25 protein-coding genes are annotated in these 25,574 nt (G+C 59.2%); 15 read left to right on the forward strand and 10 right to left on the reverse strand.

Annotated elements, in window-relative coordinates:
- Positions 1-370: 370 nt before the first annotated feature.
- From JNM28_06000 to JNM28_06010, 3 genes are read right to left on the reverse strand one after another with little or no spacing between them, the layout of a single operon-like run.
- Positions 371-1,675 (reverse strand): DUF1501 domain-containing protein, encoded by a 1,305-nt coding sequence (locus tag JNM28_06000; GenBank protein MBL8067980.1) that lies wholly within the window; start codon positions 1,673-1,675, stop codon positions 371-373.
- Positions 1,672-3,105, reverse strand: a complete 1,434-nt coding sequence (locus JNM28_06005; GenBank protein ID MBL8067981.1) for a DUF1800 domain-containing protein — start codon at positions 3,103-3,105, stop codon at positions 1,672-1,674. The genes JNM28_06000 and JNM28_06005 overlap by 4 nt, the downstream gene beginning before the upstream one ends.
- 13 nt (positions 3,106-3,118) lie before the next feature.
- The gene (locus JNM28_06010) at positions 3,119-3,643 is read right to left on the reverse strand and encodes a hypothetical protein (protein MBL8067982.1); all 525 of its coding nucleotides are present in this window, start codon (positions 3,641-3,643) and stop codon (positions 3,119-3,121) included.
- A gap of 187 nt (positions 3,644-3,830) precedes the next feature.
- Between JNM28_06010 and JNM28_06015 the strand changes: the two genes are divergently transcribed.
- Entirely contained in the window at positions 3,831-5,789 is a 1,959-nt protein-coding gene (locus tag JNM28_06015; GenBank protein MBL8067983.1) for a hypothetical protein, read from the forward strand.
- Positions 5,790-5,803: 14 nt separating this feature from the next.
- Here the strand turns inward: JNM28_06015 and JNM28_06020 are convergent, their stop codons facing one another.
- Both JNM28_06020 and JNM28_06025 read right to left on the reverse strand, forming a co-directional pair.
- Entirely contained in the window at positions 5,804-7,252 is a 1,449-nt protein-coding gene (locus JNM28_06020; GenBank protein MBL8067984.1) for a glycogen synthase, read from the reverse strand.
- 13 nt (positions 7,253-7,265) lie between these two features.
- Complete coding sequence (locus JNM28_06025) at positions 7,266-7,733, reverse strand: EVE domain-containing protein (protein ID MBL8067985.1); 468 nt, start codon at positions 7,731-7,733, stop codon at positions 7,266-7,268.
- A gap of 132 nt (positions 7,734-7,865) precedes the next feature.
- Between JNM28_06025 and JNM28_06030 the strand changes: the two genes are divergently transcribed.
- Positions 7,866-9,035, forward strand: coding sequence for a hypothetical protein (locus tag JNM28_06030; protein ID MBL8067986.1), 1,170 nt, complete (start codon positions 7,866-7,868; stop codon positions 9,033-9,035).
- Between the two features lie 58 nt (positions 9,036-9,093).
- On the opposite strand, the gene JNM28_06035 is transcribed toward JNM28_06030, so the two are convergent.
- Complete coding sequence (locus JNM28_06035) at positions 9,094-10,017, reverse strand: hypothetical protein (GenBank protein ID MBL8067987.1); 924 nt, start codon at positions 10,015-10,017, stop codon at positions 9,094-9,096.
- 38 nt (positions 10,018-10,055) lie between these two features.
- Positions 10,056-12,569: a DNA gyrase subunit A gene (gyrA, locus tag JNM28_06040; protein ID MBL8067988.1), complete on the reverse strand. Its 2,514-nt coding sequence runs from the start codon at positions 12,567-12,569 to the stop codon at positions 10,056-10,058.
- 94 nt (positions 12,570-12,663) lie between these two features.
- Here gyrA and JNM28_06045 point away from each other — a divergent pair, with 94 nt between their 5' ends.
- Complete coding sequence (locus JNM28_06045) at positions 12,664-13,155, forward strand: GNAT family N-acetyltransferase (protein MBL8067989.1); 492 nt, start codon at positions 12,664-12,666, stop codon at positions 13,153-13,155.
- Between the two features lie 7 nt (positions 13,156-13,162).
- Here JNM28_06045 and JNM28_06050 read toward each other — a convergent pair whose 3' ends face one another.
- Complete coding sequence (locus JNM28_06050; protein MBL8067990.1) at positions 13,163-13,771, reverse strand: 2,3-bisphosphoglycerate-dependent phosphoglycerate mutase; 609 nt, start codon at positions 13,769-13,771, stop codon at positions 13,163-13,165.
- A 21-nt stretch (positions 13,772-13,792) separates the two neighbouring features.
- The gene (gene upp / locus JNM28_06055) at positions 13,793-14,413 is read right to left on the reverse strand and encodes a uracil phosphoribosyltransferase (GenBank protein ID MBL8067991.1); all 621 of its coding nucleotides are present in this window, start codon (positions 14,411-14,413) and stop codon (positions 13,793-13,795) included.
- 53 nt (positions 14,414-14,466) lie between these two features.
- On the opposite strand from upp, the gene glmU reads away from it, so the two are divergent.
- Genes glmU through JNM28_06115 form a run of 12 tightly spaced genes read left to right on the forward strand, consistent with a single transcriptional unit; the run spans position 14,467 to position 24,990 of the window.
- Complete coding sequence (gene glmU, locus JNM28_06060; protein ID MBL8067992.1) at positions 14,467-15,855, forward strand: bifunctional UDP-N-acetylglucosamine diphosphorylase/glucosamine-1-phosphate N-acetyltransferase GlmU; 1,389 nt, start codon at positions 14,467-14,469, stop codon at positions 15,853-15,855.
- Positions 15,852-16,817: a ribose-phosphate pyrophosphokinase gene (locus tag JNM28_06065; GenBank protein ID MBL8067993.1), complete on the forward strand. Its 966-nt coding sequence runs from the start codon at positions 15,852-15,854 to the stop codon at positions 16,815-16,817. Before glmU ends, JNM28_06065 begins: the two co-directional genes overlap by 4 nt.
- Before the next feature lie 34 nt (positions 16,818-16,851).
- A complete protein-coding gene (locus JNM28_06070) occupies positions 16,852-17,277 on the forward strand; it encodes a hypothetical protein (GenBank protein MBL8067994.1) in 426 nt (141 codons plus the stop codon).
- Positions 17,240-17,614, forward strand: coding sequence for a hypothetical protein (locus tag JNM28_06075; protein ID MBL8067995.1), 375 nt, complete (start codon positions 17,240-17,242; stop codon positions 17,612-17,614). The genes JNM28_06070 and JNM28_06075 overlap by 38 nt, the downstream gene beginning before the upstream one ends.
- Positions 17,586-18,584, forward strand: coding sequence for a hypothetical protein (locus tag JNM28_06080; GenBank protein ID MBL8067996.1), 999 nt, complete (start codon positions 17,586-17,588; stop codon positions 18,582-18,584). The genes JNM28_06075 and JNM28_06080 overlap by 29 nt, the downstream gene beginning before the upstream one ends.
- The gene (locus tag JNM28_06085; protein ID MBL8067997.1) at positions 18,584-19,513 is read left to right on the forward strand and encodes a hypothetical protein; all 930 of its coding nucleotides are present in this window, start codon (positions 18,584-18,586) and stop codon (positions 19,511-19,513) included. The genes JNM28_06080 and JNM28_06085 overlap by 1 nt, the downstream gene beginning before the upstream one ends.
- The gene (locus JNM28_06090; GenBank protein MBL8067998.1) at positions 19,510-20,466 is read left to right on the forward strand and encodes a hypothetical protein; all 957 of its coding nucleotides are present in this window, start codon (positions 19,510-19,512) and stop codon (positions 20,464-20,466) included. The genes JNM28_06085 and JNM28_06090 overlap by 4 nt, the downstream gene beginning before the upstream one ends.
- On the forward strand, positions 20,463-21,245 hold the full coding sequence (locus JNM28_06095) for a hypothetical protein (protein ID MBL8067999.1): 783 nt from the start codon (positions 20,463-20,465) through the stop codon (positions 21,243-21,245). Before JNM28_06090 ends, JNM28_06095 begins: the two co-directional genes overlap by 4 nt.
- 31 nt (positions 21,246-21,276) lie before the next feature.
- A complete protein-coding gene (recO, locus tag JNM28_06100) occupies positions 21,277-21,990 on the forward strand; it encodes a DNA repair protein RecO (GenBank protein MBL8068000.1) in 714 nt (237 codons plus the stop codon).
- A 10-nt stretch (positions 21,991-22,000) separates the two neighbouring features.
- A complete protein-coding gene (locus JNM28_06105) occupies positions 22,001-23,635 on the forward strand; it encodes an ABC transporter substrate-binding protein (GenBank protein MBL8068001.1) in 1,635 nt (544 codons plus the stop codon).
- Positions 23,619-24,812 carry a helix-turn-helix transcriptional regulator gene (locus tag JNM28_06110; protein MBL8068002.1) on the forward strand — a complete coding sequence of 398 codons (1,194 nt, stop codon included), beginning with the start codon at positions 23,619-23,621 and terminating at the stop codon, positions 24,810-24,812. The genes JNM28_06105 and JNM28_06110 overlap by 17 nt, the downstream gene beginning before the upstream one ends.
- A gap of 40 nt (positions 24,813-24,852) precedes the next feature.
- A complete protein-coding gene (locus tag JNM28_06115; GenBank protein ID MBL8068003.1) occupies positions 24,853-24,990 on the forward strand; it encodes a hypothetical protein in 138 nt (45 codons plus the stop codon).
- Here JNM28_06115 and JNM28_06120 read toward each other — a convergent pair.
- Positions 24,987-25,550, reverse strand: a complete 564-nt coding sequence (locus JNM28_06120) for a LemA family protein (protein MBL8068004.1) — start codon at positions 25,548-25,550, stop codon at positions 24,987-24,989. The two genes, JNM28_06115 and JNM28_06120, sit on opposite strands and share 4 nt — an antisense overlap.
- Positions 25,551-25,574 lie beyond the last annotated feature (24 nt).

Below are 25,574 nucleotides of genomic sequence, written 5' to 3' on the forward strand. Positions count from 1 at the left end.
AGGTGCAATCCCATGGATTCCATAAGATTGCCGTTCTGCCTAGAAACCTGTGCAGCTTTGATATGCTCGGCCACCCTTGAGGTTGTTCAGACAGTATGCCTTCAAACTGATGGGGTTTGATGGATCTGTTGTCGGCTATTTGGATAGCCTTATTAAAAATGTTGTTCCACCCTGGGTTGTAGTCCTAGTTCGTTCGGTCGTTTCGACCTAGCCAACATTTCTGTTTTTAGCCGGAGTTAGGCGTTATTAGATCGAGTTCCAGCAGGCCCTGCAGGTTGGAATTGAGCCAAATGGCTCATATTTCCGCAAGTTACCCTTGGAAAAGACGTTCTTATGAATGTCGTCCTGATTCCCGAACATTCAGGCGCTGTCATCCGAGTATCCCTAAGGGCTTATGGCTTTGGCCAGGAAAAACAACATCCGCGTTTTGATTCTGCAAATGCCCTTGCAAAATTTCGCTAAAAACCGAACGATAGTCGGTGGTGACAGCCAAATCACCCGGGCCAGATAACCGGTCGTTCACCAATCCCGGCCATTTGCCAAATATCTTGCCGCCGGAGACCGCCTCTCCCAGCACGGCCATGCAGCCACCCGCCCCGTGATCCGTGCCGAGTCCCGAATTTTCGGCCACCCGGCGGCCAAATTCCGTCTGGACTGTGACGACAACCCGGCGCATTTCGCCGCCCAGATCTGTCCGGAATGCCGCAATGGACCTGGCGAGGTCACTCAACAACTCAAAGAGCCATCCGTCTACCGACCCTTGCGTGATGTGGCTGTCCCAGCCCGTGCTGTCCAGGCAGGCGATTTCAAGACCCACCCCGTTTTTGATCAGGAAAGCCGTTTCTTTCAAGGCCTTTCCAAGGGGGCTGTCGGGGTATTTGGCGCCGTTTTCGGGGCGGTAATCCCGAGGGTCGCTGGAGTTCAATATCCTCAGAACCCTGAGGGTATCCCGTCCGGCTTCGGCAATTTCGGTGTCCCCGCGGGAATAGAGCCTTTCCAGGCTTTGGCGCCATTCCGGTTCAACGTCAGAGAGCCGGTAGTCTGCTAACGAATTGACCGCCACCGCACCATGGGCGCCGCTCAAACTATCGGGCATCGTCCCGCCAAATGCTACGGCTCGCAAAGGGGCTTGCCTTTCTGGGGTCGAATTGAGGTGCCGGGCCAACCACCCCCCAGATACCCGGTCAGATTGATTCAGGAGACCGAGTTCCATGGTAGACATCGCCTCGAAATGGCTGTGGGTTGTGTCCCCTGAACCGATCGCATGGACAAAGGCCAAATTGCCTTCGGCAAAATCGGGAAACAAGGGGAGGAAGGCCGGGTTGAGGCCGAAAAACCCGTCCAAGTCGGTGAGCCGCTTTGTTTCAGGCTTTCCAGACCGCGGTGCCGGAATGGCCAGGCTTGGCCGGTGGCGGTAATAGTCGTCTTCCTGATAGGGGGCCACGATGTTGAGCCCATCTGCGCCGCCCCGCAGGAAGATCGTGACGAGCACCGGGCCGTCGCCCCCATCGGATCGGAATGCCCCCTGGGCCAGGGCCGATTTGGCCCCCGCCCACCAAACACCCCCGGCAATCAGGCTGGCCGCACCGACGATCGCTTGCCGCCGGGTGATCGTCGGAGCAGCCCGGTCCAGGCGTCCGTTGCCGTCGCAAAATGTCCAAGAATTGCGGTTCATCGCCATTGAAACTCCGGTGAGGCCAAAGCCAGGGCGACCTGGCCGGCAAGGTCTTTCCGGCTGGCGGCCTTGGCCAGCCCGGATAAGTCGTCCGAATCCGACGGGCGGCGGAAGACAATCGCCGTGCCGTCAACCGCTGTGCGACCGTCGCGCATCCGCTCAAAGTCTGCGCGCGTGCCGCCAAAGCCGTTCTTTGCAAGGGTCGAAGCAAAGTTCCAACGGCCCAGCAAGGAACTTGTCCAGGCCGCTGTCTCAACCGGAAACCCGTCGGGCATGGGCCAAAGGTAGAGGGGCTGCCCCATGCCGGAAAGGGCCGATTGGATCGGACCCCCGGCATCTGTGGCCGCATCCGTGGCCCTCAATGCCGAAACAACGTAATCGAAGGGCCTTTTGAGAACTGGCCCCGCGCCCGAAGGAAACTCGGCGAGGATCAGCCGCATCACCGATTTGATGTCCCCGGCCGATTCGATGAAGACCTTGGCCAATTGAGGCTGGACAGAGTGGTGCTCGTCCCCCAAGAAGTAGCCGCAAAGCTTGCGTGTGATGTGGTTGGCCGTGGCCGGGTGGAGGGCGACGATTCCGATGACGGCCTCGCCGTCTTCGATACCTTGGCCCGCCGGAATCCTTTGGCCAAGAACCGTTTTGGATCCCGAATCGTGGATTTCCGGCCGAAAGACGAACGCCCCCTTCTTCTTGAGGAAACCCCGCTCTTCCGACCATCCTGTGAAGCACCTCGCCACTTCCATGACGTCTTTTTGCGTGTAACCGCCATCAACACCCAAGGTGTGGAGTTCCAGGAGCTCGCGGGCGTAGTTCTCGTTCGGATGGGCGGCGGTTGAGTTCTGCTGGTCTAAATAGAGCAGCATCGCGGTGGACTTTGCCGACGCCGTGATCATCTCGGGGAATTTTCCCAAGGCATGCCGGCGGATCACGTTCCTCTCATCCCAAGGTTTGCGGTACACCGCCAAGCCCTTCTTGGTGAAGATATTGAAGTGGTTGGTCCAAAAATCCACCATCCGTTCCTGTAGCTGCCACGGGGAATAGGTGGCCCTCAGGATTGCGTTCTGCTGCATTTGGGCGATCACCGCGTCCTCTTTCCAGTCGCGCAAATCCCAGGGACCCAAGTGGTAGATCTCCAACCGGCCGATCCGGGCGGCCAAATGGGCCGGGATCGCCTCGCTGGGGTTCAGCTGTTCCTCAATCCATTGTTCGCGGCCCAATTCTTTGAACCGGGACACCGAGGCCGAATCTGGCCCAAACCCGAACCGGTTCAGGATAGAGACCGGCTCTGAATCCCCGAGGTTGGGCGGGGAAATCGGTTCCCGGGCCGAGTTGTACGCAGCCGAGACGGCTTGGTTGCAGCCGCCCAGGGCGGCCGCCCCCGCCCCGGCCGCGGCCAGGGCGATTGCTTCGCGTCGGGATAGTTTCATGGTCTCCCCCAAGTCAGGATGCGTCGCCGGCGGGCCAAGGAGCTTCCGAACGGCGAGCACCGACAAACCCATAAACGAACGACCCCAAACTGGCAAAAAGGAACAAAGGGGCCAAGAAGAGCCAACCTAACAGCGGGATGTTCAGGACACCGACGATGAGGGCCGAGGCCCGAGCGATGGACTGAAGCATCGGAATCTCGACGCCGTTGGATGAACTGCGGATTCGGTCGCTGAGCAGCCGCGCCAGGCCACATCCCCCCAGGGCCGCACACCCCAAGAAGGCCATGGCCAGAAAAAGCGCCGTGATCTTTGCCAACGGCACGGGCAGGGAAGCCAGGGCCAAGACCGCAAAGAGGACGGGGAGAAACACCGCGGCCCCGGCCGCAACCGTCTTGCCGGGCGACGTGTCGAGCCGGTAGGCCATCTTGGCCGCTCGTGCCGGAAGGAGAAGGGTGAACATCACCATGCTGCAGAAGAGAGAGATGCTGATCAGCGCGATTGCGCCAAAAACCATCAAAACGTCACCGATTGTCGTCATTGTCCGGGTTCCTCCGTTGCCAGGCAGTGTAAGAACCCTTCTCCGGGCCGCCAAACGCCGCCGCAAATCCAGGTCTTATGTCCCCATGACGGATGGGCCATAAGGAGGGATTTCCTGCCGGAAGTCCTGCCCAGCCGGGCGGGAAACGTAAGCACTGGGCGCAACTGCCGGGTGCTATGATTAGGCGATGGTCGCCCTGATCCTGACTGGCCTGTTTTGCGCGGCGGTCACGCTTGGGTTCCGGGGGTTGCTCGCCAAGTGGCTCGACCACCTTGACCCGCAAGAAGCGTTCGGGGTTGCCGGGTTGGTCGGACTTGGTTTGGTTGGCACGGCCACTGTCGCGCTTGGCCTCATACCGGGCTTCCTCAAACCAGCCATGTTTATCGTCGGGGGTGGCGCGATCCTTCTCGCCGCATTGGCCCTCAAGAAATTTGGGGCGACCCTGATTTCAACCGAAAAGCCGGAAAAAATGGGGCTTGCAGGTGCATTGGCCATTGCGGCCATGGCCGTCTTCCCGGCGGTCGCAAGCCAAGTACCCAGCACCCAGCTCGATTGGGATTCGTTGGCGTACCACCTAGCCGTGCCAAAACTTTGGTTGGAAGCCGGCCAGGTCACTTGGGTGCAGACCATCCACCATTCCAACTTCCCGTTTGCGCTGGACGCCCTGTACCTTTACGGCGAAAGCTGGGGCGGGGAGTATTCCGCAAAGGCCTTCATGTTCTACGTGATGCTTTTAGGCGCACGGGCTCTGTTCGGCCTTGCCCGCCGCTGGGGGGCTGGGGGCAATGCGGTTTGGGCTCCGGTGGCGTTCATGGCTTCGCCCGTCGTGCTATGGGAATCTGGCACTGCCTATATAGATGCCGGACACGGGCTTTTTGCCGGATTGGGGATTCTTTACGTTGCCGAAATGGTGCACCGGATCCGCAAATCAGAGGACTTGCAGGGCTTGGCTTTTGTGGCCGCCCTGTGCTGGGGGCTCGCCCTTGGCACCAAACTCACAGGGCTCCAGTCATTTGCGATTGCCGGATTGGTGTTCATCCTCTTTTCGGCCCGGCGGGTCAATGCCGCCCTTAAGCCTGCAGCCATTGTTGCCGGGATCGCCCTGGCGGTTGCCGGAGTCTGGTTTGCCAAGAGCACGGCCTTTACGGGCAATCCCGTTTTCCCGTTTTTCTATGAACAGTTTGGGGGCAAAGGGTGGGATCAGTGGCGGGCCGACATCTACCGCAATGAGCAGAATTCGTTCGGGGTCGGGCGGGCGGTGGACTCGGAAACGGGCAAATCGCATCTGCAGCCTGCGCAGATCGGCAACGCGATTCTCGGCCTCGCCTACCAGCCGGGCCGGTACACCAATCCGGCCCAGACCGCCGGTGGGGGTTTTCCAACCGGTTCAATCGGATTCCTGACGCTGCTGACCATGGTTTTTTGGGCCGTTTCCGGTAGGGCCGGGCCCAAAGAAAAGGTCGTCTTGGCTTGGGCCGCCCTCTCGCTTTTGTTGTGGTTCTTCCTCAGCCAGCAAAGCCGATACCTGACTTTCCTGGTCATCCCGTCGGCGGTGATGGTTGCCACGGGGGTTGGGCGCCTCCAACTTGGCAAGGCGTTGGCGGGTGCGGCAGCGTTGCAAGCTTTGGCAACGGTCTCGATCGTGGTCCAGTTCGGATTCGCCGACCAGTTCAAAGTCGTGACAGGCAATCTGACGCCGGAGGCGTACCGCAAAGCCGGGGTGCCGTTTGCACCGATGGCCCAAGTCATCAATGCCAACACCCAAGTGACCGAAGTGGCCTTGTTCGATGAGGTCTTTGGGTTCCTGCTGGACAAAAAGTACTTTTGGGCGAACCCGGGACATAGCAACCGGCTGGACTTTCAATCGATGGCCGATGGCGGGGCGCTCGCCGATGAGCTCAAGAAGCAAGGGGTCAGCCACGTTTACTTTAGCTTGGCGACAACCGACCGCGCTAATCAAAGCAAATGGCTCGCCGCCGCTGGCTTGATCCCCGCCGAACCTTGGAGTGGGGAAGAGCGGAAGGCGATGCTTGCCAACCGAGAGCTAGCCTGGAAAGTTTTGCTGGCCGATGCCGTCCGATCCGGCCGGCTGACGGTGGCCAGCGAACCGATCAGCCCCCGTGGGCTACTCTTTAAAGTGGAATAGCCGCCAGGCGGCGGTTAGGCATGGGAAAGGGCGAACTTCCGGTCTGCGACGGCGAGTCGGTAGAGCTGAACGTAAGCCTGCGCGCTTTTGGACCAGGAAAAGTCGCTGGCCATTCCGGCATAAACCAGTTCACGCCACCGGTCTGCCTTGCGGAAGGTGGCGGCGCACCGCTCGACGGCGTCGGCAAGGGCGGCGCCGCTTTGCTCTGAGAACGTGAAACCCGTATGGCCGTCGAACACGGTGTCGGCCAATCCGCCGGTGTGGCGGACGACGGGCACCGTCCCGTAGCGCATGGCGAACATCTGGCCCAACCCGCACGGTTCAAAGGCACTTGGCATCAAAAAGGCGTCGCAACCGGCGTAAACCTGCTGGGCCAAATCCGCGTCGAACAATTCGAAAAACTTGACCTGACCCGGATACTTGGCTTCCAGCCGGCGGAGTTGGGACGAGGCCCAAGGGTCTCCAAGGCCTTGCACCACTAAACAAGCACCGGTGGCAAAAAGCCGGTCAGCCGCTTCAAGGAGCAGGTCAAAGCCCTTTTGGTTGCTCAGCCGAGTGACCATGCCCAAAATCGGCCCCTCCGACGCCTTTGTGAGTCCGCCAAGTTTGACCAAGTGGTTTCGGCAGGCCGATTTGCCCTGCAAATCCTCGGCCGAATAGTTTGCCGGGAGGGCCGGGTCGGTCGCCGGGTTCCAAACTTCCGCGTCGATCCCGTTCAAGATGCCATGGAGCCGGCCTTGGGAGTGCAAATACCGCATATGACCATCCAAACGGCAACCAAACTCGGGGGTTTGGATCTCATGGGCGTAGTTTGGGCTAACCGTGTTCACCTGGTCGGCAAACGCGGCTCCCGTCTTCAGGAAGTTCACGGATCCGTAGGCTTCCACCATTTCTGGACGGTAGAGGCTATGCGGGAGCCCGCAGGCATCCAATGTGTCGAAGCCGAATTCTCCCTGGTAGGCCAGGTTGTGGATTGTGAACACGCTCGGTACGTTGTCCCAGATCCCTGATTTGAGTTCGCGGAGGATTGCCGGGATGAAGCCAGTGTGCCAATCATGGCAGTGGACCACATCCGGGATCCAGCCCGTTTCTTGGCAGGCTTCCAATGCCGCCTGGGAAAAATAGAGGTAATCGTCCCGGGAGAAGGTGTAGACGTGTTCGCTGGATCGGGCCCGGCGGAAATTGACCTCTCCATCCACCGACCAAACTTCGGTTCCGCCGCTTTGCGAACGGTAAAGGGTGCCCTTGACGAACCGGGCCGCATTGACCCGAACAATAAATTGATCGATCACGGGTTTGGCTCGGAGCGAAGGGTCTTCAAGCAGCAAGCCGTAACCGGGCATAAAAACCCTAACTTCATGACCAATCGCCTTGAGGGCCTTGGGTAGGGAAGCCGCCACATCGGCAAGCCCTCCCACTTTGGCGAACGGAGCCATCTCGGCGGACACAAACAGGATCTTCATGCCGTGGTTCTGATTATCGGTCGTGCTTGGCGAGTTCCATGACGGCCCGCCACTCGCCTTCGGTCACGGGCATGACGGAGAGCCTCTGCCCTTTGCGGAGGACCAACATCTCCCCTAGTCCGGGATGCTCCCGCAGGTCCGCCAAGGACAGCACCCGATCGAACTTTTCGACGAACTCAACATCCACGGCCAGCCACCGGCTTCCATCGGCGGGGGCTTTTGGGTCGTGGTATTTGGATTTGGGGTCGAACTGGGTGGGGTCGGGGTAACCGCCGCGGGTGACCCGCATTGTCCCCACGATGCCGATGGGCTCATTGACTGAATGGTAAAAAAAGGCCAAGTCGCCCGGCTTGAAGTCGTCCCGGAAAAAGTTCCGGACTGTATAGTTCCGGCACCCTTCCCACATATCGGGGCCACCTTTGGCCCGCAAGTGGTCGATGCCATATGTCGCGGGCTCAGATTTCATCAGCCAGTAACGCATCCTCAGCCGGTTTACCTGAAGTGCACAGACTGGCGCAGTCGGAGTGTTCTGAGATCCACCAAAACAATTGTAGAAACTTCGTAACAGGGGCAACAACCAGACGTCTCTACTTGTACACTGAGAGTGTTTGAAATGAAGAAGTTCCTCCCTCTTTTGGTTGCAGCGTTTATGGCGCTCTCCGTCCCGACGATGGCCCAACAAGGCCTTGGGAAGGGTGGTGGCGGCAACGGCGGCGGTAGTGGCGGCAGCGGCGGCGGAAACGGCGGCGGCAACGCCCCACCTCCCCCGACGCGCGGTTCTGGTGGAAGCGGCGGTGGTAACAGCGCCCCTCCCGTCCGCGGCGGCGGCAACAACAACGGTGGCAACAACAACGGTGGCAACAACAATGGTGGTAGCGACCGCAATGGTGGCAACCGTGGCAACGGCGGCGGGCAATCCGCGCCGCCCGAACGGGGCACCCGCCAGGGCCCGCCCCCGCCCGTGGGCAACGGCGAACAACGCCAAGGCCAACCGCCCGCCGGACGATCTCAAGATGAGACTAGCCGTAGCGGCCGGGTGAACTACGGCAGTGGGAACAACAACCAGGCCGGCAGGGGCGCACCAAACTTTAGCCCGCCCCCGATTGTCGGGCAAAACCGCGCTTCGCGGGAGGCCGACCAAGAAAACCGGATTGGTTACGCCAATAACAACTACCGGAACGGTTACTACCAATACTCGAACCAGTGGTGCGACAACAACTTTTGGTACCCGCACTACCAGTTCAACTACAACAACAATTGCGTGCCTTCGCCTTGGTACGGGTACACGAACATGCCCGGCTACATCTCGCAAGTGCGGGTGACGTTCGGCAATTTCTCCTTCTCTTGGCGAAGTGGCGACCTTTATCGTTGGCGGTACCAAGAGTACGACGACAACTTCGGCTACTGGAACAATTCCCGCTACGACCGGAACCAGGTGGACCAAGCTGTCGACGACATCTACGACGCGTTCCGACACGGCCGGGCGCGGTACATGGATGCGTTGATCCCGACCCGCGGAAACGTCTGGGTCGAGTTGGATCGGTACTCGTCGTACAGCATCTCGGGCAACGACTTCTATGATCTTATGGAAGACCTCATCGACGGTACGCGGACTTACGATTACCGCATTCGCGAAGTCCGGCGGTATGGCAACCAGGTCACGGTGGTGGCCGAGCACGTGTTCCAGGACTCGTGGGGCCGGCAACAATACGCCCGCCATTACTACGGCCTGCAAATGGGGCGCCGGGGTTACGAGATCGTCGCCTTCCGCGTGGAGAACTAGGCCGCTCAAAACGACCGGGCAAACGCCCCCTGGCTCCTTGAGCCGGGGGGTGTTGCTTTTAGCTGGTCGGGAAATCTGGAGGACGGGGGTTTTCCGGAACCGGGGGCATCTCGCCGCCCATCTCGCGCGGGTAATTCGAGTATCCGCCTTGAACCCCCACAGGGGCCAACGGGATGCCCATGACATTGCTGTAAATGAGTCCAAGGCTCACCCCGTACCAGGCAAATGCGAAGAGGGCGGGGATGCAACAGAGGAAAACGGACACGACGATCGCCAACCCGAAAACGAACTGCAGCAAAAATAGCTGCCAATAACACTTTTTAGCCATTTCGATCGACCGTTTGACGGCTTCCCAAGCCGTCAGATCTTCCAACACGACTGCTGGAACCGCCCCATAAAAGAACGGATAGATGGCGAGGTACACCGGGCTGACCAGGAGCATCGGGATGAGGATGCCAAGAATATGGCCGCCGACCGCACTGGAGTCCGAAAAGTGGGGAGAAGTAATTGCAATCAGGTGGGGAAATGCAAAAAAGGCCGCAACGGCATAGAACGGCAGGGTTGCCAAAATTGGCGCGAACTGGGCCAGACCCAAATGCAAGGCTTTGGAGATCGGTTTGAACCCGTCGCCGATGTCTACATATTTGGATTCGCCGTACCTTCGCAGCATGGAGGTGTATCCACCCATGGTGACCCCCATGCCCAAAGTCTGGAGCAGAGTGCTCAGGATGTAGGTCAGGGCGTAAAACGGGATCTTTGACTCGAACGGACCGTTCGAGAACTGGGCGAACAGCTGCGGGATGCTGGCAATCTGACCCAATATCGCTGTGCCAAAGTAGGCGACCAGCGAGAACCCCATGAAGACGACTGGATAGGCTTTGACGACTTCAAACGCCTCGTTCAGGATGGACCACTCAAAAAATCCGCGGGGACGGTTGAGTTCGTTGAACGGGTTATATCGGACGGTTGGCGGGGGTTCCATAAGTCACGCGGCCCCGGCGGCAGCCGGGGCCAGCCAGATCATTCGTCTTCAAGGGTCATTTGGTCGTCAGAGTCTTCTTCGTATTGCGGGTTTTCGCCTTCGTCTGGGTCGGCGATGATCCGGGCGATGCTGGCAACTTGGTCGCCGTCCTTCAAGTTGATCAACTTGACCCCTTGCGCCACCCTTTTGACGTCGCGGATCCCATTGACTTTGATCCGGATGCCTTGGCCCATCGTGGTGAGGACGACGAGGCGATCCTTTTCATCGACGACTTCGGCGGAGACCACCTTGCCGGTCTTATCTGTGCAATTCATGGTCAAGATCCCACTGCCACCCCGAGTTTGGATCCGATACTCGTCCAGGTCGGTTCGCTTGCCGTACCCGTTCTCGCCGACGACCAAGAGCTTTGCCCCTTCGCGGACGATATCGGCCCCGACGATGTAGTCGGAACCTTTGAGCCGGATGGCGCGGACACCGCCCGCCGCCCGCGAACGGGAAGTCGCGTCCCGTTCGTTGAACCGGATCGACATGCCGTTGTGGGTGACGATGATGATGTCGTTGTTGCCGGCGGAGGTGAGCACCCAGCCCAATTTGTCCCCGTCTTCAATGTCGAAGGCGCGCAAGCCGTTGCTCCGAAGGTTGGCAAACGATTCCATGGGCGTCCGCTTGACTTCACCAAATTTAGTGATCATGGTCAAGAAGCCTTCGCCCTTGATGTCCTTGACGCTGACGGTCGCGGTCACGGTCTCGTCGCTTTCGATGGCGATGTAGTTGATCACCGGCATCCCGCGGCTGTAACGGCTGCTTTCGGGCAAGTCGTAGGTGCGAAGTTTGTAAACCCGGCCCCGGTCGGTGAAGAACAGGATGAAGTGGTGCGTGTTCACCTGGAACAGGTGGGCTGGCTCGTCATCTTGCTTCATCACCGATTTAAGCCCTTTGCCACCCCGCTTCTGTTGACGGTAGGCATCGATGCTGATGCGTTTGATGTAACCGTCGCGGCTGATGCTCACGATGGCTTCTTCCTCGGGGATCAGATCCTCTTCATTGAAGTCGCCGGCTTCACGGGCAATGATGCGGGTCCGCCGCTCGTCGCCGTATTTGTCGCGCATGGCGACGATTTCTTCGCGCAGGATCGACCGCAACCGTTCGTCGTCGGTCAAGATGTTCATCAGGTCCTGCACCCGTTGCAAGGCTGCCTTGTAATCGGATTCCAGTTGGGCTTGGTCGAGCTGGGTGAGCCGCCGCAACTGCATCGCCAAAACCGCAAGGGCCTGGGCCGGCGACATGTCGAACTGGCGCACCAAGTTGACAAGGGCTTCGTTTTGGTCGGAACTCGCCCGGATAGTCGCGATGACCTCGTCCAGGAACCGGCGGGCGATTTGAAACCCTTCCAGTTGGTGCATGCGCTCCAGCGCGCGGTATAGCTCGTACCGGGTTCGCCGGATGATGACGTCACGGCGGTGCTCCAGATATTCGTCGATGATGGTCAGCAGTGGGCTGACCCGTGGGGCCCCATCGATCAGGCTCAGCATGATGCACCCGAATGTCGAGCGCAACGCCGTGTGCTTGAGCAGGTAATTCAGCGCCTTGTTTGGGTTGACATCCCGGCGGAATTCGACCTCGATCCGCATGCCCCGTTTGTCTGAATAATCCTGGACGTCGGTGATCCCGTCAAATTTCTTGAGCTTTGCCAGTTTCGCGATGTTCTCAACCAAAGTCTTTTTGTTGACCTGGTAGGGCAATTCAGTGATCACGATCTTCGATTTGCCCATTTCGGCGGGCTCGATCATCGTTTTGGCTTGCATGATCACGCTGCCGCGCCCGGTTTCGTAAGCGTCCCGGATCCCTTTCTTGCCCATGATGAGGCCATAGGTGGGGAAGTCCGGCCCGGGGATGTGCTCCATCATCTCCTCCAGGTTGCATTCAGGGTTGTCCAACCGATGCAGGATTCCGTTGCAAACCTCGGTCAGGTTGTGGGGGGGCATGCTGGTCGCCATGCCAACCGCGATCCCTTGCGTTCCGTTGCACAACAGGTTGGGGAACTTGCCCGTTAGGTACATCGGCTCGTTGAGCGAGTTCGAGTAGTTCCGCATCCACTCGACTGAATCCTTCTCCAAATCCTCCAAGAGCTCCATGGCGATGGGGGCGAGCCGGCATTCGGTGTAACGCATCGCGGCCGGTGGGTCGCCGTCGATCGAACCGTAGTTCCCCTGGCCCGTGATCAACGGGTAGCGCATGCTGAAGGTTTGCGCCATCCGGACGAGGGTCGGATAAATCACTTGTTCGCCGTGGGGGTGGTAATCGCCGGAGGTCGATCCGCAAACTTTGGCGCACTTTTGGAACGAAGCGTCTGGCCCCAAATTGAGCTGGCGCATCGCATAAAGGATGCGCCGTTGAACTGGTTTGAGCCCATCGCGCACGTCTGGCAAGGCGCGCGAGATGATGACGCTCATCGCGTAGTTCACATAGCTCTTGGCCAGTTCCTCGTTGATGGGCACACTTGGGATGTTGGACGATTCCTGATCGGGCACGGTTTGTTTCCAGACGGCCAAAGGGGCGGCAAAGCCGCAAGAGCCCAGGCCGGATTAGGTTCAGAGACTACCCCCTTGGAAGACCAGTAATCGGGCCGGTAACCTGGGCAGCGCAATGCCGCCCTTCACGATCAGGCCGATGAACGGGCCAGAAGACATCGCCGCGGCCCAACGGCTTCTCCGCCAATACCACGATGGGATGCGTGAAGACCGGTGTTTCGTCCGGTTTGAACAGGAGATCCGAAACCTTCCCGGCGACTACATCCCGCCGCATGGAGAGTTCCTGTTGGCCTGTATCGGCAACGAAGCCGTGGGTTGCGTGGCTTTGAAGCCGATGGCCACGCCCCATTGCAGCGAACTCAAGAGGTTTTTTGTCCGCCCAGAATTCCGGGGGCAGGGGATCGGCCTCGCCCTGTTCCGGGCCATCATCGGACACGCTTATTCCGTCGGGTATCGAGAGATCCGCCTGGACACGATCCCAACTTTGGAGAAAGCCATTGCGATGTACCGGCAACACGGCTTTGTCGAGGTCGAGCCCTGGGTCGATCCGGTGCCGAGCGCGGTTTTGTTTATGGCGCTGCACTTAGAGCCACCGGACGGCGTTTGAGGCCCCCTCAACCCAAAACTTCGACGGAATTCATGGTTCCGTCCAAGTTCAAATCGTAAACGAGCGGAACACCAGTTGCCAATTCTTTCGCCAGTATCTGCTCCGGCGTCAGGTTCTCAAGGGCCATCACGATGCTGCGGTTGCTGTTGCCGTGGGCGGCGACCAAAACGTTCTTGCCTTGTTTGATATCGCCCAAAATTGCCCGCTCAAAAAACGGCAGTGTCCTGGCTCGGGTGTCTTTGAGTGATTCGCCACCCGGGGGGGCCACATCGTAGCTCCGCCGCCAGACGTGGACTTGCTCTTCGCCATATTTTTCGCGCATCTCATCTTTGTTGAGCCCGCTGAGGTCGCCGTAGTCACGTTCGTTCAACGCCTGGTCGCGGATAACGGGAACATACTCTTTGCCGCTTTGCTCCAAGATCAGGGCAAGGGTGTTTTGGGCCCGCCGCAGGGCGCTGGTGTAGGCCACGTCGATCAGGTACGGCGTGATCAGTTCACCGGCCCGGCGGGCCTCCTCTTCGCCTTGTGCGGTCAACGGGACGTCAACCCAACCGGTGAACCGGTTTTCCAGGTTCCAAAGCGATTGGCCATGGCGGACGAGGATCAAATGCGGCATGCCCTGAGGTTACCTAGAAGCTCAGAGTGTCCCAAAAAGCCGGTCGCCATAATCGCCAAGCCCGGGCAGGATGTATTTTTTCTCGTTCAAGCCTCTATCCAATGCGGCGACGAACACCTCGACATCCGGGTGGTCGGCGGCCATGCGGGCGACCCCTTCCGGCGCGGCCACAACGCTGACCAGAGTGACGGTGCGGGGGTTGCCTTGCTTGACCAAGCCGATCGCTTGGGAGGCGGATCCACCTGTCGCCAGCATCGGGTCGACAACGATGGCTACCGTGCCGTCGAGCCGGGGGAGTTTGCAATAGTACGAAGAAGCCTCCGCTGTTTCTTCATTCCGCTCCAGCCCGATGTAGCCAACGGCGACGTCGGGGAAGAGCTCCAAGAACGGTTCAAGCATGGAAAGTCCGGCCCGGAGGATCGGGACAACGGCAAGCGGAGCGCCCAAGACGATGGCGTCGGTTTGTTCAAGCGGGGTCTGGACCTTTGTCGCCCGGTTCGGCAGGGTCTGGGTGGCTTCCAACGCCAAAATCGTCCCCAAAACCCGGGCGGCCCGGCGGAAGGCATGGGGGTCGGTCCCCGTGTCGCGCAGATCCGCCAACAGGTGGTGGGCCAACGGGTGGGTCGAAACATGGACGGGCATAGACCGGAATGCTACAACAATTCGGACCGCCGGGTATTGTTCAAGACCTCTCAATGACCCCATGCCTCGCCATCGTCCTCGCCGCCGGCCAGGGCACCCGCATGAAAAGCGACCTCCCCAAAGTGTTGCACAAGGCTTGTGGGCGGAGCCTTGTCAAGTGGGTTCTCGCCAGCTTGGGTTCAGCCGGGGTGGATGACATCTGCGTCGTTGTTGGACACGGGGCAGAAGCCGTCCGGGCCGAACTGGGTGACAGGGTGGGCTATGCCGTCCAGACAGAACGATTGGGCACCGGCCATGCGGTCATGAGCGCCGCCGACGCCCTGGCAAGTGCCACTGGATCCGTCATCGTCCTCGCCGGGGATGTCCCCATGATCGAACCCGAAACGATTCGGAAATTGGTTGCGCTCCAGGCCGGTGAAGGGGCCGAGGTTGCGATGGCGACTTTTTCAATGGCGAACCCGACGGGCTATGGCCGAATCCTACGGGACACTTACGGGGCCGTCAAAGGGATCGTCGAAGAAAAGGACGCCTCTCCAGATGAAAAGGCGATAACCGAAGTCAATCCGGCGGTTTATTGCTTCCGGGCCCAAACACTGCGGGAAATCCTCCCCCAAATTTCGAACCAAAACGCCCAAGGCGAATACTATCTGACGGACGCCATCGCCCTCATTGCCGCCCAAGGAGGGCGCGTGTTGACCATCGAATCCGACGACCCGGACGAATTCTTGGGCATCAACGACCGGTGGCAGTTAGCGGAGGCGGCCGGCCTCATCCGCAAACGGATCCTCCGCAACCTCATTGAAAACGGCGTCTCCATCCCAGATACGTCCACCGTTACGATCGACCCGGATGCGGAGATCGGTGCAGGCACCACCATCCTTTCAGGCACGGTCATCGAGGGGCAAACCCGGATCGGGAGCGGTTGTTCGATTGGTCCAAACACGTGGATCAAAGACTCGATAATCGGCGATTCGTGCCGGGTTTTTATGAGCCACCTTGATGGCGCGGCCATGGAAGAAGGGTGCCGATGCGGGCCGTTTTCCAACCTGAGGCCGGGAGCCGTGCTCAAAAGAGAGACGAAAATCGGCAACTTTGTCGAAATCAAAAACTCCGAAGTCGGCCCGGAGACCAGCATCAGCCACCTCACCTATATCGGCGATGCCACTGTCGGTTCCGAAACCAACATCGGGGCGGGCACCATCACCTGCAACTACGACGGATTCGACAAACACCGGACCCAGATCGGCGACCGGTGCTTCATTGGCAGCAATTCGACCCTCGTCGCACCCGTAACCGTGGAAGACGACTCATTTGTTGCCGCGGGGAGCGTCGTCAACCGCCAAGTGCCTTCCGGTGCTATGGCGATTGGCCGCGCAAGGCAGGAGAACAAAGAGCAATGGTACACAGCATGGCGAGAACGGAAGACCTCGGAGAAAAAATGAGCAACGACCTCACAGGCCTCAAACTGTTCGCCGGGAACTCCCATAAGGAGCTCGGCATCAAAGTCGCCGACTACCTGGGCGTGCACCTTGGCGGGCTGACATCCACCAAATTCAGCGATGGCGAAATCCGGCTGATGGTGGAAGAAAGCGCCCGGGGCAACGACGTTTTTATCATCCAGCCCACATGCGCCCCGGTCAACGATTCGCTGATGGAACTGCTCATCATGCTTGATGCCTTCAGGCGGGCGAGCGCCCGTCGGCTGACGGTCGTGATGCCTTATTACGGGTACGCCCGCCAAGATAAAAAGGTCAAACCCCGTGAACCGATCACGGCCCGCCTAGTGGCCGACCTCATCGTGACCGCGGGGGCGAACCGGGTCGTGGCTGTGGATCTCCATGCCGAACAGATCCAAGGTTTCTTCGACGTTCCGGTCGACCACCTCTACGGCGGACCGATCTTGGGCCGGTATTTTCAAGACGAAGGGCTCTCCGAACAAGACGACATCGTCGTGGTCAGCCCGGATGTCGCCGGGGTGCCCCGGGCGCGCAGCCTGGCCGAAATGCTCAAGGCTCCCATCGCCATCATCGCCAAAAGGCGCCCTGAACCCAACAAAGTCGACATCGTCGAAATCATCGGCGATGTCAGCGGCAAACGGTGCATCATGATCGACGACATGATCGACACCGGCGGGTCGATCATCATGGGGGCCGAACAGCTCCTTAAACGGGGCGCAACCGAAGTCATCGCCTGCTGCACCCACGCCGTTTTCAGCGGAAACGCCAGCCAGCGGCTGCAAGACAGCATCGTTAGCCGGGTCGTGACTATGGACACCCTGCCCTTGGGGTCGGAAAAGCATTTCCCCAAGCTCTCGGTCCTGCCGAGTGCCCCGTTGCTGGGCGAAGCGATCCGCAGGATTCACTTGAACGAGTCGATCAGCACCCTGTTCAACGATTGGCGATAAACCGTTGGCAGATCCGCAAGCAGAGACTCCGGCGATGGCCTGGTCCGTGTCCATCGGCGAAGGCCATCCCCGCAAGAGGGCGGCCTTGGCGGTCGTGACTCTGGCCGCCGGGGTTTTCGGGTTTGCTTTCCTCGGGATGTGGGGGCTCCTCATCAGCCTTGCCGCCGTGTTCGTGTCAACCGCCGAATATTGGCTGCCAATCCGGTTCCGGTTGGACGAGGCGGGCGCCGAGTCCAAAATCGGGCTCAGCACAAACTTGCTTCGCTGGGGGGATCTCAAACGTCTGATCCACACAGCCGACGGCGTCAGGCTCTCGCCCCTGCCATCGCCGTCGAGGCTTGACGAGTTCCGAGGGGTTTATCTGAGGTTTGCAGGCAATCGGGAGGAAGTATTGGCCAAAATAGCCGAACTAAGCGAACGATATGGAAACAGTGTGGATCGAGAAGCTGACGCCGGATGAGGAGGAGTACCTGATCGCGCAGTTCGTTTATGAGGTCAAAAGGCGGGGGTTGCAGGTTCCTGCCACGTTCGCTATTGAAATGCACCGGCCGTTGGCCGGCCTGGCTGAGACGTTCGGGATCGTGACGGCCCCATTCACCGCGCCGCTGGTCGGACTTGGGAACGTGCACGGATACAGCCGGATTTTTTCCAACCGCCAGGCGGTCGACCGCATTTTGGCCGCACTCGAAGATCCTTCCGAACCGGTCAAACCGATCCGGCCCGTAGGGTCAGACATAGAAGGGAACACAGGACAACAAAGAATGGGTAATGACGACGAGGTGGGGCACGGTGCTTGAAGGCGAACAGTATTTAGACACCGGCTGGGTCAACATCCTGATGACGCTCGTGGTCGTCGGATTCATCCTGTACAACATCTTCCGCGCGGAACGCAAATCAGAAAGCATGTTCATCCGCCGGATTGCCGGCCTCAACGCCATCGATGACGCCATCGGGCGGGCCACGGAAATGGGACGCCCGGTGCTGATGGTTCCCGGTATCGGTGTCCTGGATGCCATTTCCGTCCAAGCGGTCAACATCTTCGCCCAAGTCACCAAATCGGCGGCCCAGTTTTCAACCCCGATCCGGCTGTGTTGCGCCAATGCAGCGGTTTACGCCTATGCCCAAGAGGTGATCCGAGACGTTTACACCCAGCAAGGCATGGGAGACCGGTTCACTCCAGAATCGGTTCAATTCGTTAGCGACCAACAGTTCGCGTTTGCGGCCGGGGTCAGCGGGATGATCTACCGCGAAAAAGTGGCGGCGACGTTCCTTTTGGGTGCTTTTTATGCCGAATCCCTGATCTTTGCCGAGAGTTCCAACTCCATCGGGGCGATTCAAATCGCGGGGTCAACCCAGTCAACCCAGACGCCGTTCTTTATCGCCGCCTGCGACTATGTGTTGATCGGGGACGAGTTTTACGCCGCTTCGGCCTATCTCACCCGCCAACCGGTGCTCGTCGGTTCCTTGGTCGGCCAAGACTGGACAAAGATCATGATCGCCGGCATGGCACTCTTCGGCACCCTTGGGCTTTCGTTCCAACTCACGGGGATGACAACCGAACACCGTGACGGCGCCAAGATGGTCTCGGTCAGCGAATCCAGCGAAGGGAAGCGAACCGAAGAACGAGTCAAAAAGAGCGACACGGCGATTTTCCGGCTGTTCAACCCCATGGTCACCGAAGAAATGACAGAGAAATACAAGCGGGAATTGACCCCAGAGGCCAAAAAGAAGAAAGACGAGGAAGCCGCAAAGGGAGGTGGTGAATAATGCTCCCGCTGCAATCTCTGCTCGCCCAGGCCGTCCAAGAGAATTTCTGGAAATACAAACCCGGCCCCACATTGGTCATGTGGGTCGTCGTCGGCCTGTTGGCCGGTACGGCCCTGTGTTTCGGGCTGTCCCGTGTTCCAACCAACATGCGGCGGCGGGTGATCTTCGCCTTCACCTTCCTCGCTGGGCTGCCCTACGTGCTCGTCTACTTGTGGCCAACGCCGATCAAAGCCGATTTTGCCAATGAAGTCCCCCGGAACGGGGTCGAGCAGTTCGGGTTCTTCCTCAACCAGGCCGTTGACCCAGTTGGGAGCATCACCAACATCCTGCAAGGGTTCCTCCTTGGGGTTGGGTTCTACTCACTGGTGTTGATCCACTCGACCAGGGTGAGGCGCAAACAAGAGAACTGGGGTTTTAGCCTGATCCTTTTGCTGAGTTTTGCCGCGATGACCATTGCTGGCTTCTGGGATTGGCGAACCCGCCAGTTCTTGGATCCCGACGGAAAACTCAACGTCCGCGAAAACTGGGGATTTGTCAACTACGCCCAGGATTTCTTGTTCGAGGGCCTGTACCAACAAATGGACTCGGCCATGTTCTCCATGATCGCGTTCTATATCCTGTCTGCGGCTTACCGGGCCTTCCGCATCCGCAGCGTCGAAGCGACCGTCATGATGGCCTCCGCGCTCATCCTGATGATCAACCTCATGGGGGCCGTGACCTACCTGCAAGGGCAAGCCGTGGAGCAACTCGTCATTTCGAGCGGCAACCCGTTCTGGATGAACTTGAAATGGACCGCGATTGCGGATTGGCTTCGCTCCACGATGCAGATCCCGGCGATCCGGGCCATCGACTTTGGCGTCTACATCGGCGCCCTCGCCATGGGGCTCCGCCTCTGGCTCGGCCTTGAAAAAGGTGGTGTATCGGCATGACAATTTGGGAAAAAATGCAGAAAATCGACCGGCGCATCCTGTATGCGATCTTGGTTGTGTTGGTGTGCGGCGGGTTGTTCTTCCCAACAACGATCCCAACGGATCCTGACCCCAGCAGCAAGTCGTTCTATGAGGCGATGCAGGCGCTGCCAGAAGGAGCCACCGTCATTGTCCAAACCGATTGGACGAACAGCACCCGCGGCGAAAGCATGGGCCACTTTGAAAACCTGCTGCGCTTGCTGATGGACAAAGACGCGAAGTTCGTGTTCTATTCGGCAGCAGACCCCGCTGCACCGCAGGTCGCCCGGACCGTCCTTGCCCGGATCGTAGCCGAGCGCAAATCGCAAAACCTCAAGGAATACAAAGTCGGGGAAGACTACATTGACCTCGGGTTCTTCCCGAACGCAGAAGCCACCAACACCACCATGGGAGCCAACCTCCGGGCCGCTTGGGCTGGCCGGAAATCCAAACTCGCCGGCCAAGGCGATGTGGATATTTGGCAGACGCCGGTTCTGAAAAAGGTCAACAAAATCGAAGACTGCCAGATGATGGTCGTCGTGACGGCCTCCAGCTCCATCGACGTTGCCGTGCAAAGGCTGGCCAACAAAATCAAGATCACGGCTCTGGTCACCGGCGTCGTCGGCCCGACCGTCCTGCCGTTCTACCAATCCGGCCAGGTGGCGGGCGTCGGAGTCGGGCTCAAAGGGGTTTACGATGTCGAATACCTGATGAAAAACGGCATCAACGATGTCAAGGACAAAGATGGTGAGCGGCCGGTGGTGACCTGGAATAAGCCTGGAACCGTTCCGCACGTGACCGAAGGGACGACCCTGGCCCGGGGCCAACAGTATTACGGCACCCTGCATGTGGCCCTCGCGCTGCTCATCCTTGCCGTCATCTTGGGGAACGTCGCCATGTTTGCCGCCCGCCGCCGCAAAGGAGATTCGGTTTGAACCAGCACTTCTACGACGTCCTGAAAATCAGCTCGGGGGTCATTGCCATGCTGGCCCTCTACAGCATCCTCTACCGGGAGAACAAGTTCTACCGCCTGTTCGAGCACATCTTCCTTGGATTGGCCGCCGGATACACCATCGTGGCAACCTGGAAAGACACGCTGTATCCCCAATGGTGGGTCAAGATGATGGGGCAAGAGGCCACCAAAACCGACCCCGCTGTTCCTGGCTATTGGGTTTTTGCGGCGCTCTTGCCGGTTGGCATGCTGGCCTATTTGGTCTTCAGCAAAAAACACAACTGGATGAGCAAAATCCCGATCGGCGTCATCCTGGGTCTCTGGTCGGGACAACAGGTGCAGATCTGGTGGCAAACCTGGGGTCCGCAACTGTTCAGCTCGATGCAGCCCATCATCCCCACCACTTTCCAACCCCTTTCCGTTCCTGCAACGGTCGAAGTGGTCGGGGGCAGAATCCAACCGCTTGCCGGGGATGCCCTCACCAACACCCAACAACTCATTAGCAACAACCTGTTTGCCACCCAAGCCCTCACGAACTTCATTTTCGTGGCGACCTTCTTGTCAGCGTTCAGCTACTTCATCTTCAGCTTTGAGCTCAAGGGGCCGATCCTGACCGGGGTCAACAAGTTTGGGCGGTGGATGCTGATGATCGGGTTCGGTGCCATCTTCGGCTCAACAGTCATGGCCCGGTTTGCCCTGGTCATCGACCGGATGAGCTACATCGTCAACGAGTGGGCCCAGGTCGTCCTGCGGGGCGGATAACACGGCAGAGACGACCGCCCGCGCCCTCGTCTTGCACCGAACCGATTCGGGCGAGAGCGACCGGCGGCTCTCGCTGCTGACCGAGGAGCAGGGGATCGTCGATGTTGTGGCCAAAGGAGCCCGGAAATCCGGGAGCCGGCTGGCCGGGGCCTCCGAACCCATGGTTCTCGCCGAATTCACTTGGGCGGATGGCCGGGCGAACCGGTTTTTGCAACATGTCCGGCCCGTCACCTCGTTTCCGGGGCTCCGGCAAGATTACGACCGGATCGTTGCTGGTGTCGCCTGGTGCGACACCCTGCGCACATACCTGCCCTATGGGGCACCTGGCGGGGAAGCGTTTTCTTTGTCTGTCACCGTTTTGGCTGCCCTGGAGCAGTTCCCCGAGCCGGTTCCCGTGCTCGTGTGGGGTTTTGCCCGCCTCCTCATGGGCGACGGAGTCGCCCCCGATTGGTTGACTGCATTGGACACCGGTGAACGGGTTTCTGTCACCCCCGTAGCGTTTGATTTTGCCGCCGGAGGGCCGGTGGAAGATGCGACGCAAGCCAGGGGAGGCGTTCAATGGGTGGACGCCCAAGTCCTCATCGGCCTCAGCCGAGTGGGCTCATTGGAAACCCCGCCCGTCAAAATGGCTCAGAGCCTGGATTGTCTGGACCTCCTCAAATCGGTGTTGGAATTTCATACCGACCGCAAGGTTGCCGCCCTCGGGGGGCTCATCTCGGAACTGCGGGCACGGACCGGGGTGTAGAATGGTTTCCATGGCGATGAAGACGTCAACAGTGGTTGCCTTGGCAGCCGCATTCACAGCCGCTGGCATCCTGGCCGGGTGCGGTACAAGCGGCAAAGCTGGCGGAGGGTTCAGCTCCCGCAATGCGGCCGCAGCCGATAACGTGCTCCGATACGCGATCCCCACCAATCCCACGACCCTTGACCCCGCGATCGTTCAAGATGGCGACACCATCGACTTCCTCCAACAGGTTTATGAATCGCTTGTCGGTTGGAACGAAAACAACGAGGTCGTCGGGCTTGTCGCCGAAAAATGGGATGTTTCGCCAGATGCCAAAGAATTCACGTTTCATTTGAGGCCGGGCGTCAAATTCCAGAACGGGCGGGAAGTCACCGCAGAAGACTTTAAATGGAGCATCGAACGGGCCTGCAAACCGGCAATGGCTTCCACCACCTGCACCGCTTACTTGGGCGACGTGGTGGGTGTCAACGAATTCCACGACGGCAAGTCCACCGAAATCCAGGGCATCACGGTGATCGACCCGAAAACGATCAAATTCACGCTCAACCAGTCCGCCGCCTATTTCTTGGGCAAACTCACCTACCTGGTTTCTGCCGCCCTCCCCAAGGAAAGCGTCCCCGCCGACAAGCAGATCAGCAAAGCCGAGGAAATGGTCGGCACCGGCCCGTTCAAGGTCACCAAGTACGAGGACAAGATCTTGGCCGAGCTTGAACCGTTCGATGGGTATTGGGGCGGCAAACCGACCCTCACTAAAATCGAGCGCCCCATCATCGTCGACGCCCAGCTCCGGTTGACCAAATTCCAGAACGGCGAGACCGACCTGCTGTTGATGCAGCGCCAAGATTTGAAAGGGGTTGAAAGCGATCCCAAGCTCAAAGACCAAATCGTCTACCGCAACCGGGCGGCGATCTACTACATCGGCATGAGCCAGGTCAATTACAAGCCGTTCCAAGATAAGCGGGTTCGGCAAGCTTTCGCCATGGCAATCGACCGGCACAAAATCGTTAGCGAACTCTTGGGCGGTGTTTACCAAGAAGCCAAGTGCATCTTGCCGCCAGGGATCCCTGGCCACCGTGATGATGGCCCAGCCTACGATTACAAGCCCGAAGAGGCGAAGAAACTCTTGGCGGCGGCCGGATTCGCCGGAGGTAAAGGAATGCCGGAACTTACCATCAATTTCCAAGAAGGCAAACCGGACATCAAGACCGTTGCCGAAGCTGTGGCCGGCATGATCAAGGAAAACCTCGGAGTCCCCGTCCGGGCCCAGCCGATGGAGTGGGGCAAATACTTGGATGATTACAACAACAAGAAGCTCTTCTTCTACCACATGCGCTGGTCGGCCGACTTTTACGACCCCCAGAACTTCTTGACCCACATGCTCACCACCAACGGCCCAGAAAACAAGTTCGGATACAGCAATCCCGCTTATGACGCCTTGTGCCACCAAGCCGACACGATGGTGAAGATGGAAGACCGGATCCCCATTTACCAAAAAGCAGAGGACATGGTGCTTCAAGATGCGGCATGGATCCCCATCTACTTCCAACGCGATGTCGAGCTTGTCTCGCCGTCCGTCAAAGGGTTGCGGGTCAGCCTAGGCGGCTACTTGCCTCACACCAAAACATCCGTTGAACGAAAGCCGTAACCCCGAGCCGATCAGCGGACAGTTCGCCCCCCCGGCCGGGGGGGCGGCCTGGAGTCGGCCCGATGGGAGCCCTTTGAGGGCATGGCAGGGGAAAGGCGGGCCCGGGAGGTTGCACCCTGCACGGGCTTTGCCATCAGTTTTGACGGCGCAGTTTTCCAACCCCGTGCGGGCGGGCAAAATCGTATTGCGAGGATGTCTGGCCTTGTTTGCTTCCGCCCGGCACGAGCCTTTTGGCACTATCGGGGCCGAAATCCATGCGGGACGGTTCTCGTTCAAACTTGCCAATGGCCGACATTACCGCGACGCCGCCGAGCCGGCTTCCGTCGACCGTGTGAACGGCGACGGCTCCCGGCTTTTGACCGTTGGCGAAGCATTGGGCCCCGAAGGGCGGTTCATGGTCGATGAGTTGACGGTTGACTTAGCAACGCCCCAGATGCTCGACTCGTTTGAGGTCCGCATCTTCGATACCCCCTCGAGCTTCGTCCTGTTTGAGGCATTGGCGGTTCCAGTTGCTTCGGAATGTCCCTTCCGTGGCCACGGGGGGCGGATCTCGCTCTCCGAAGTGGGATCCATCGTGCGTCTGCGGGACTGGGAGAGGTTTGAGCAGGCGGTTGGCCAGCTTCACCGCGCCCTGGTCGCCGAAAATGACCTGGATGACGCCAAAGGCTCCGTCCTCACGTTTTTGGCCGTTGTCAGCTCGGCAATCTTGGATTTTGGCGGCAACCGCAAGCTGCACCGGTTTCAGTTGGATTCGGCCCGTCGGCTAGACCGCCTGGCAACCGTGGAGGAAGTGGCCAAAGAGGCTTGCCTGCTGTGCCAAAACTTGGTCGGCGAATACCTCCCCGTCCAGCGGAACCACACAACGGCGGCGATCGACCGGGCCCTGCGCTATGTGGAATCCCGATTTGCCATGGAAATCGCCGATGACGAAGTTGCTGAAGAGGTCGGTCTGAGCACCAGCCACTTCCGACACCTGTTCAAGGAGCGGACTGGCGTGCCGTTCCACAAGTATCTGCTCAATTTGAGGTTGGAACGGGCCCGCCAGGAGATCCTTGCCGGGACGGCACCGATCCGGGAAGTGGCCGAGCAGTGCGGTTTTGTGAGTTCAGCCCATTTCAGCCGGGCGTTCAGCCACCGGTTCGGCATGCCGCCCAAGCAATTGCGGGAAAGCGTCTGAGCGCCTCAAGTTCCCGCCGTGGATTCCCAATAATCCCGATATGGCTTGGGTGGTCTTCGCAATCTGTTATGCGGTCGCAGCAGGATCGTTTTATGTGTTGAGCGTCAAAACTGCTGAGCCCCATGTCGAACTCAAAGTCGTAGACGGGCAAGCCGATACCCAATCGCGGGCGGCCTAAAACTTCACTTTGACAGGCTCGCGCTCGGCTGGCTCGGTGAGTTCGAAGAGCTCCCTGGCTTGAAATGACCCAATTCCGGCAACGATGCTGCTTGGGAACGTTTCCAACTTCGTGTTGTATTCCGTCACCACGTCGTTGTAGTATTGCCGAGAAAAGCTGATCTTGCTTTCGGTCTCGCGCAATTCTTCTTGCAGTTGGATCATGTTCGAATTCGCTTTGAGGTCCGGATAGGCTTCTGCCAGCCCGAAAATGCCGGTCAAAGCTCCGGCTAACGCGCCTTCGGCCTTGCCCTTTTCCGAGACTCCGGTGGCGTTCATTGCCATGTTGCGGGCTTGGATCACCTTTTCCAGCGTGCCCTGTTCGTGGGCCATATACCCCTTCACCGTTTCGACGAGATTCGGGATGAGGTCATACCGGCGTTTGAGTTGGACATCGATCTGAGCCCAGGCATTCATCGTCTGTTGGCGCAACCGCACCAGGCCGTTGTACATGGCGATGAAAACCGCCACCAATACGGCGACGAAAACGAAGACGGCGATCAACCCACCCATTGTTGACATTCAAGACGCCGCAGCCATCCCGAG

This window comes from Armatimonadota bacterium, assembly GCA_016789105.1.
Lineage (GTDB): Bacteria > Armatimonadota > Fimbriimonadia > Fimbriimonadales > Fimbriimonadaceae > UphvI-Ar2.

Bases quoted from the DNA above. Each gene is read 5' to 3' on its own strand.
- JNM28_06000 (MBL8067980.1), bottom strand. From the start codon at position 1,675: ATGAACCGCAATTCTTGGACATTTTGCGACGGCAACGGACGCCTGGAC.
- JNM28_06005 (MBL8067981.1), bottom strand. From the start codon at position 3,105: ATGAAACTATCCCGACGCGAAGCAATCGCCCTGGCCGCGGCCGGGGCG.
- JNM28_06010 (MBL8067982.1), bottom strand. From the start codon at position 3,643: ATGACGACAATCGGTGACGTTTTGATGGTTTTTGGCGCAATCGCGCTG.
- JNM28_06015 (MBL8067983.1), top strand. From the start codon at position 3,831: ATGGTCGCCCTGATCCTGACTGGCCTGTTTTGCGCGGCGGTCACGCTT.
- JNM28_06020 (MBL8067984.1), bottom strand. From the start codon at position 7,252: ATGAAGATCCTGTTTGTGTCCGCCGAGATGGCTCCGTTCGCCAAAGTG.
- JNM28_06025 (MBL8067985.1), bottom strand. From the start codon at position 7,733: ATGCGTTACTGGCTGATGAAATCTGAGCCCGCGACATATGGCATCGAC.
- JNM28_06030 (MBL8067986.1), top strand. From the start codon at position 7,866: ATGAAGAAGTTCCTCCCTCTTTTGGTTGCAGCGTTTATGGCGCTCTCC.
- JNM28_06035 (MBL8067987.1), bottom strand. From the start codon at position 10,017: ATGGAACCCCCGCCAACCGTCCGATATAACCCGTTCAACGAACTCAAC.
- JNM28_06045 (MBL8067989.1), top strand. From the start codon at position 12,664: ATGCCGCCCTTCACGATCAGGCCGATGAACGGGCCAGAAGACATCGCC.
- JNM28_06050 (MBL8067990.1), bottom strand. From the start codon at position 13,771: ATGCCGCATTTGATCCTCGTCCGCCATGGCCAATCGCTTTGGAACCTG.
- upp (MBL8067991.1), bottom strand. From the start codon at position 14,413: ATGCCCGTCCATGTTTCGACCCACCCGTTGGCCCACCACCTGTTGGCG.
- glmU (MBL8067992.1), top strand. From the start codon at position 14,467: ATGACCCCATGCCTCGCCATCGTCCTCGCCGCCGGCCAGGGCACCCGC.
- JNM28_06065 (MBL8067993.1), top strand. From the start codon at position 15,852: ATGAGCAACGACCTCACAGGCCTCAAACTGTTCGCCGGGAACTCCCAT.
- JNM28_06070 (MBL8067994.1), top strand. From the start codon at position 16,852: ATGGCCTGGTCCGTGTCCATCGGCGAAGGCCATCCCCGCAAGAGGGCG.
- JNM28_06075 (MBL8067995.1), top strand. From the start codon at position 17,240: ATGGAAACAGTGTGGATCGAGAAGCTGACGCCGGATGAGGAGGAGTAC.
- JNM28_06080 (MBL8067996.1), top strand. From the start codon at position 17,586: ATGACGACGAGGTGGGGCACGGTGCTTGAAGGCGAACAGTATTTAGAC.
- JNM28_06085 (MBL8067997.1), top strand. From the start codon at position 18,584: ATGCTCCCGCTGCAATCTCTGCTCGCCCAGGCCGTCCAAGAGAATTTC.
- JNM28_06090 (MBL8067998.1), top strand. From the start codon at position 19,510: ATGACAATTTGGGAAAAAATGCAGAAAATCGACCGGCGCATCCTGTAT.
- JNM28_06105 (MBL8068001.1), top strand. From the start codon at position 22,001: ATGGCGATGAAGACGTCAACAGTGGTTGCCTTGGCAGCCGCATTCACA.
- JNM28_06115 (MBL8068003.1), top strand. From the start codon at position 24,853: ATGGCTTGGGTGGTCTTCGCAATCTGTTATGCGGTCGCAGCAGGATCG.
- JNM28_06120 (MBL8068004.1), bottom strand. From the start codon at position 25,550: ATGTCAACAATGGGTGGGTTGATCGCCGTCTTCGTTTTCGTCGCCGTA.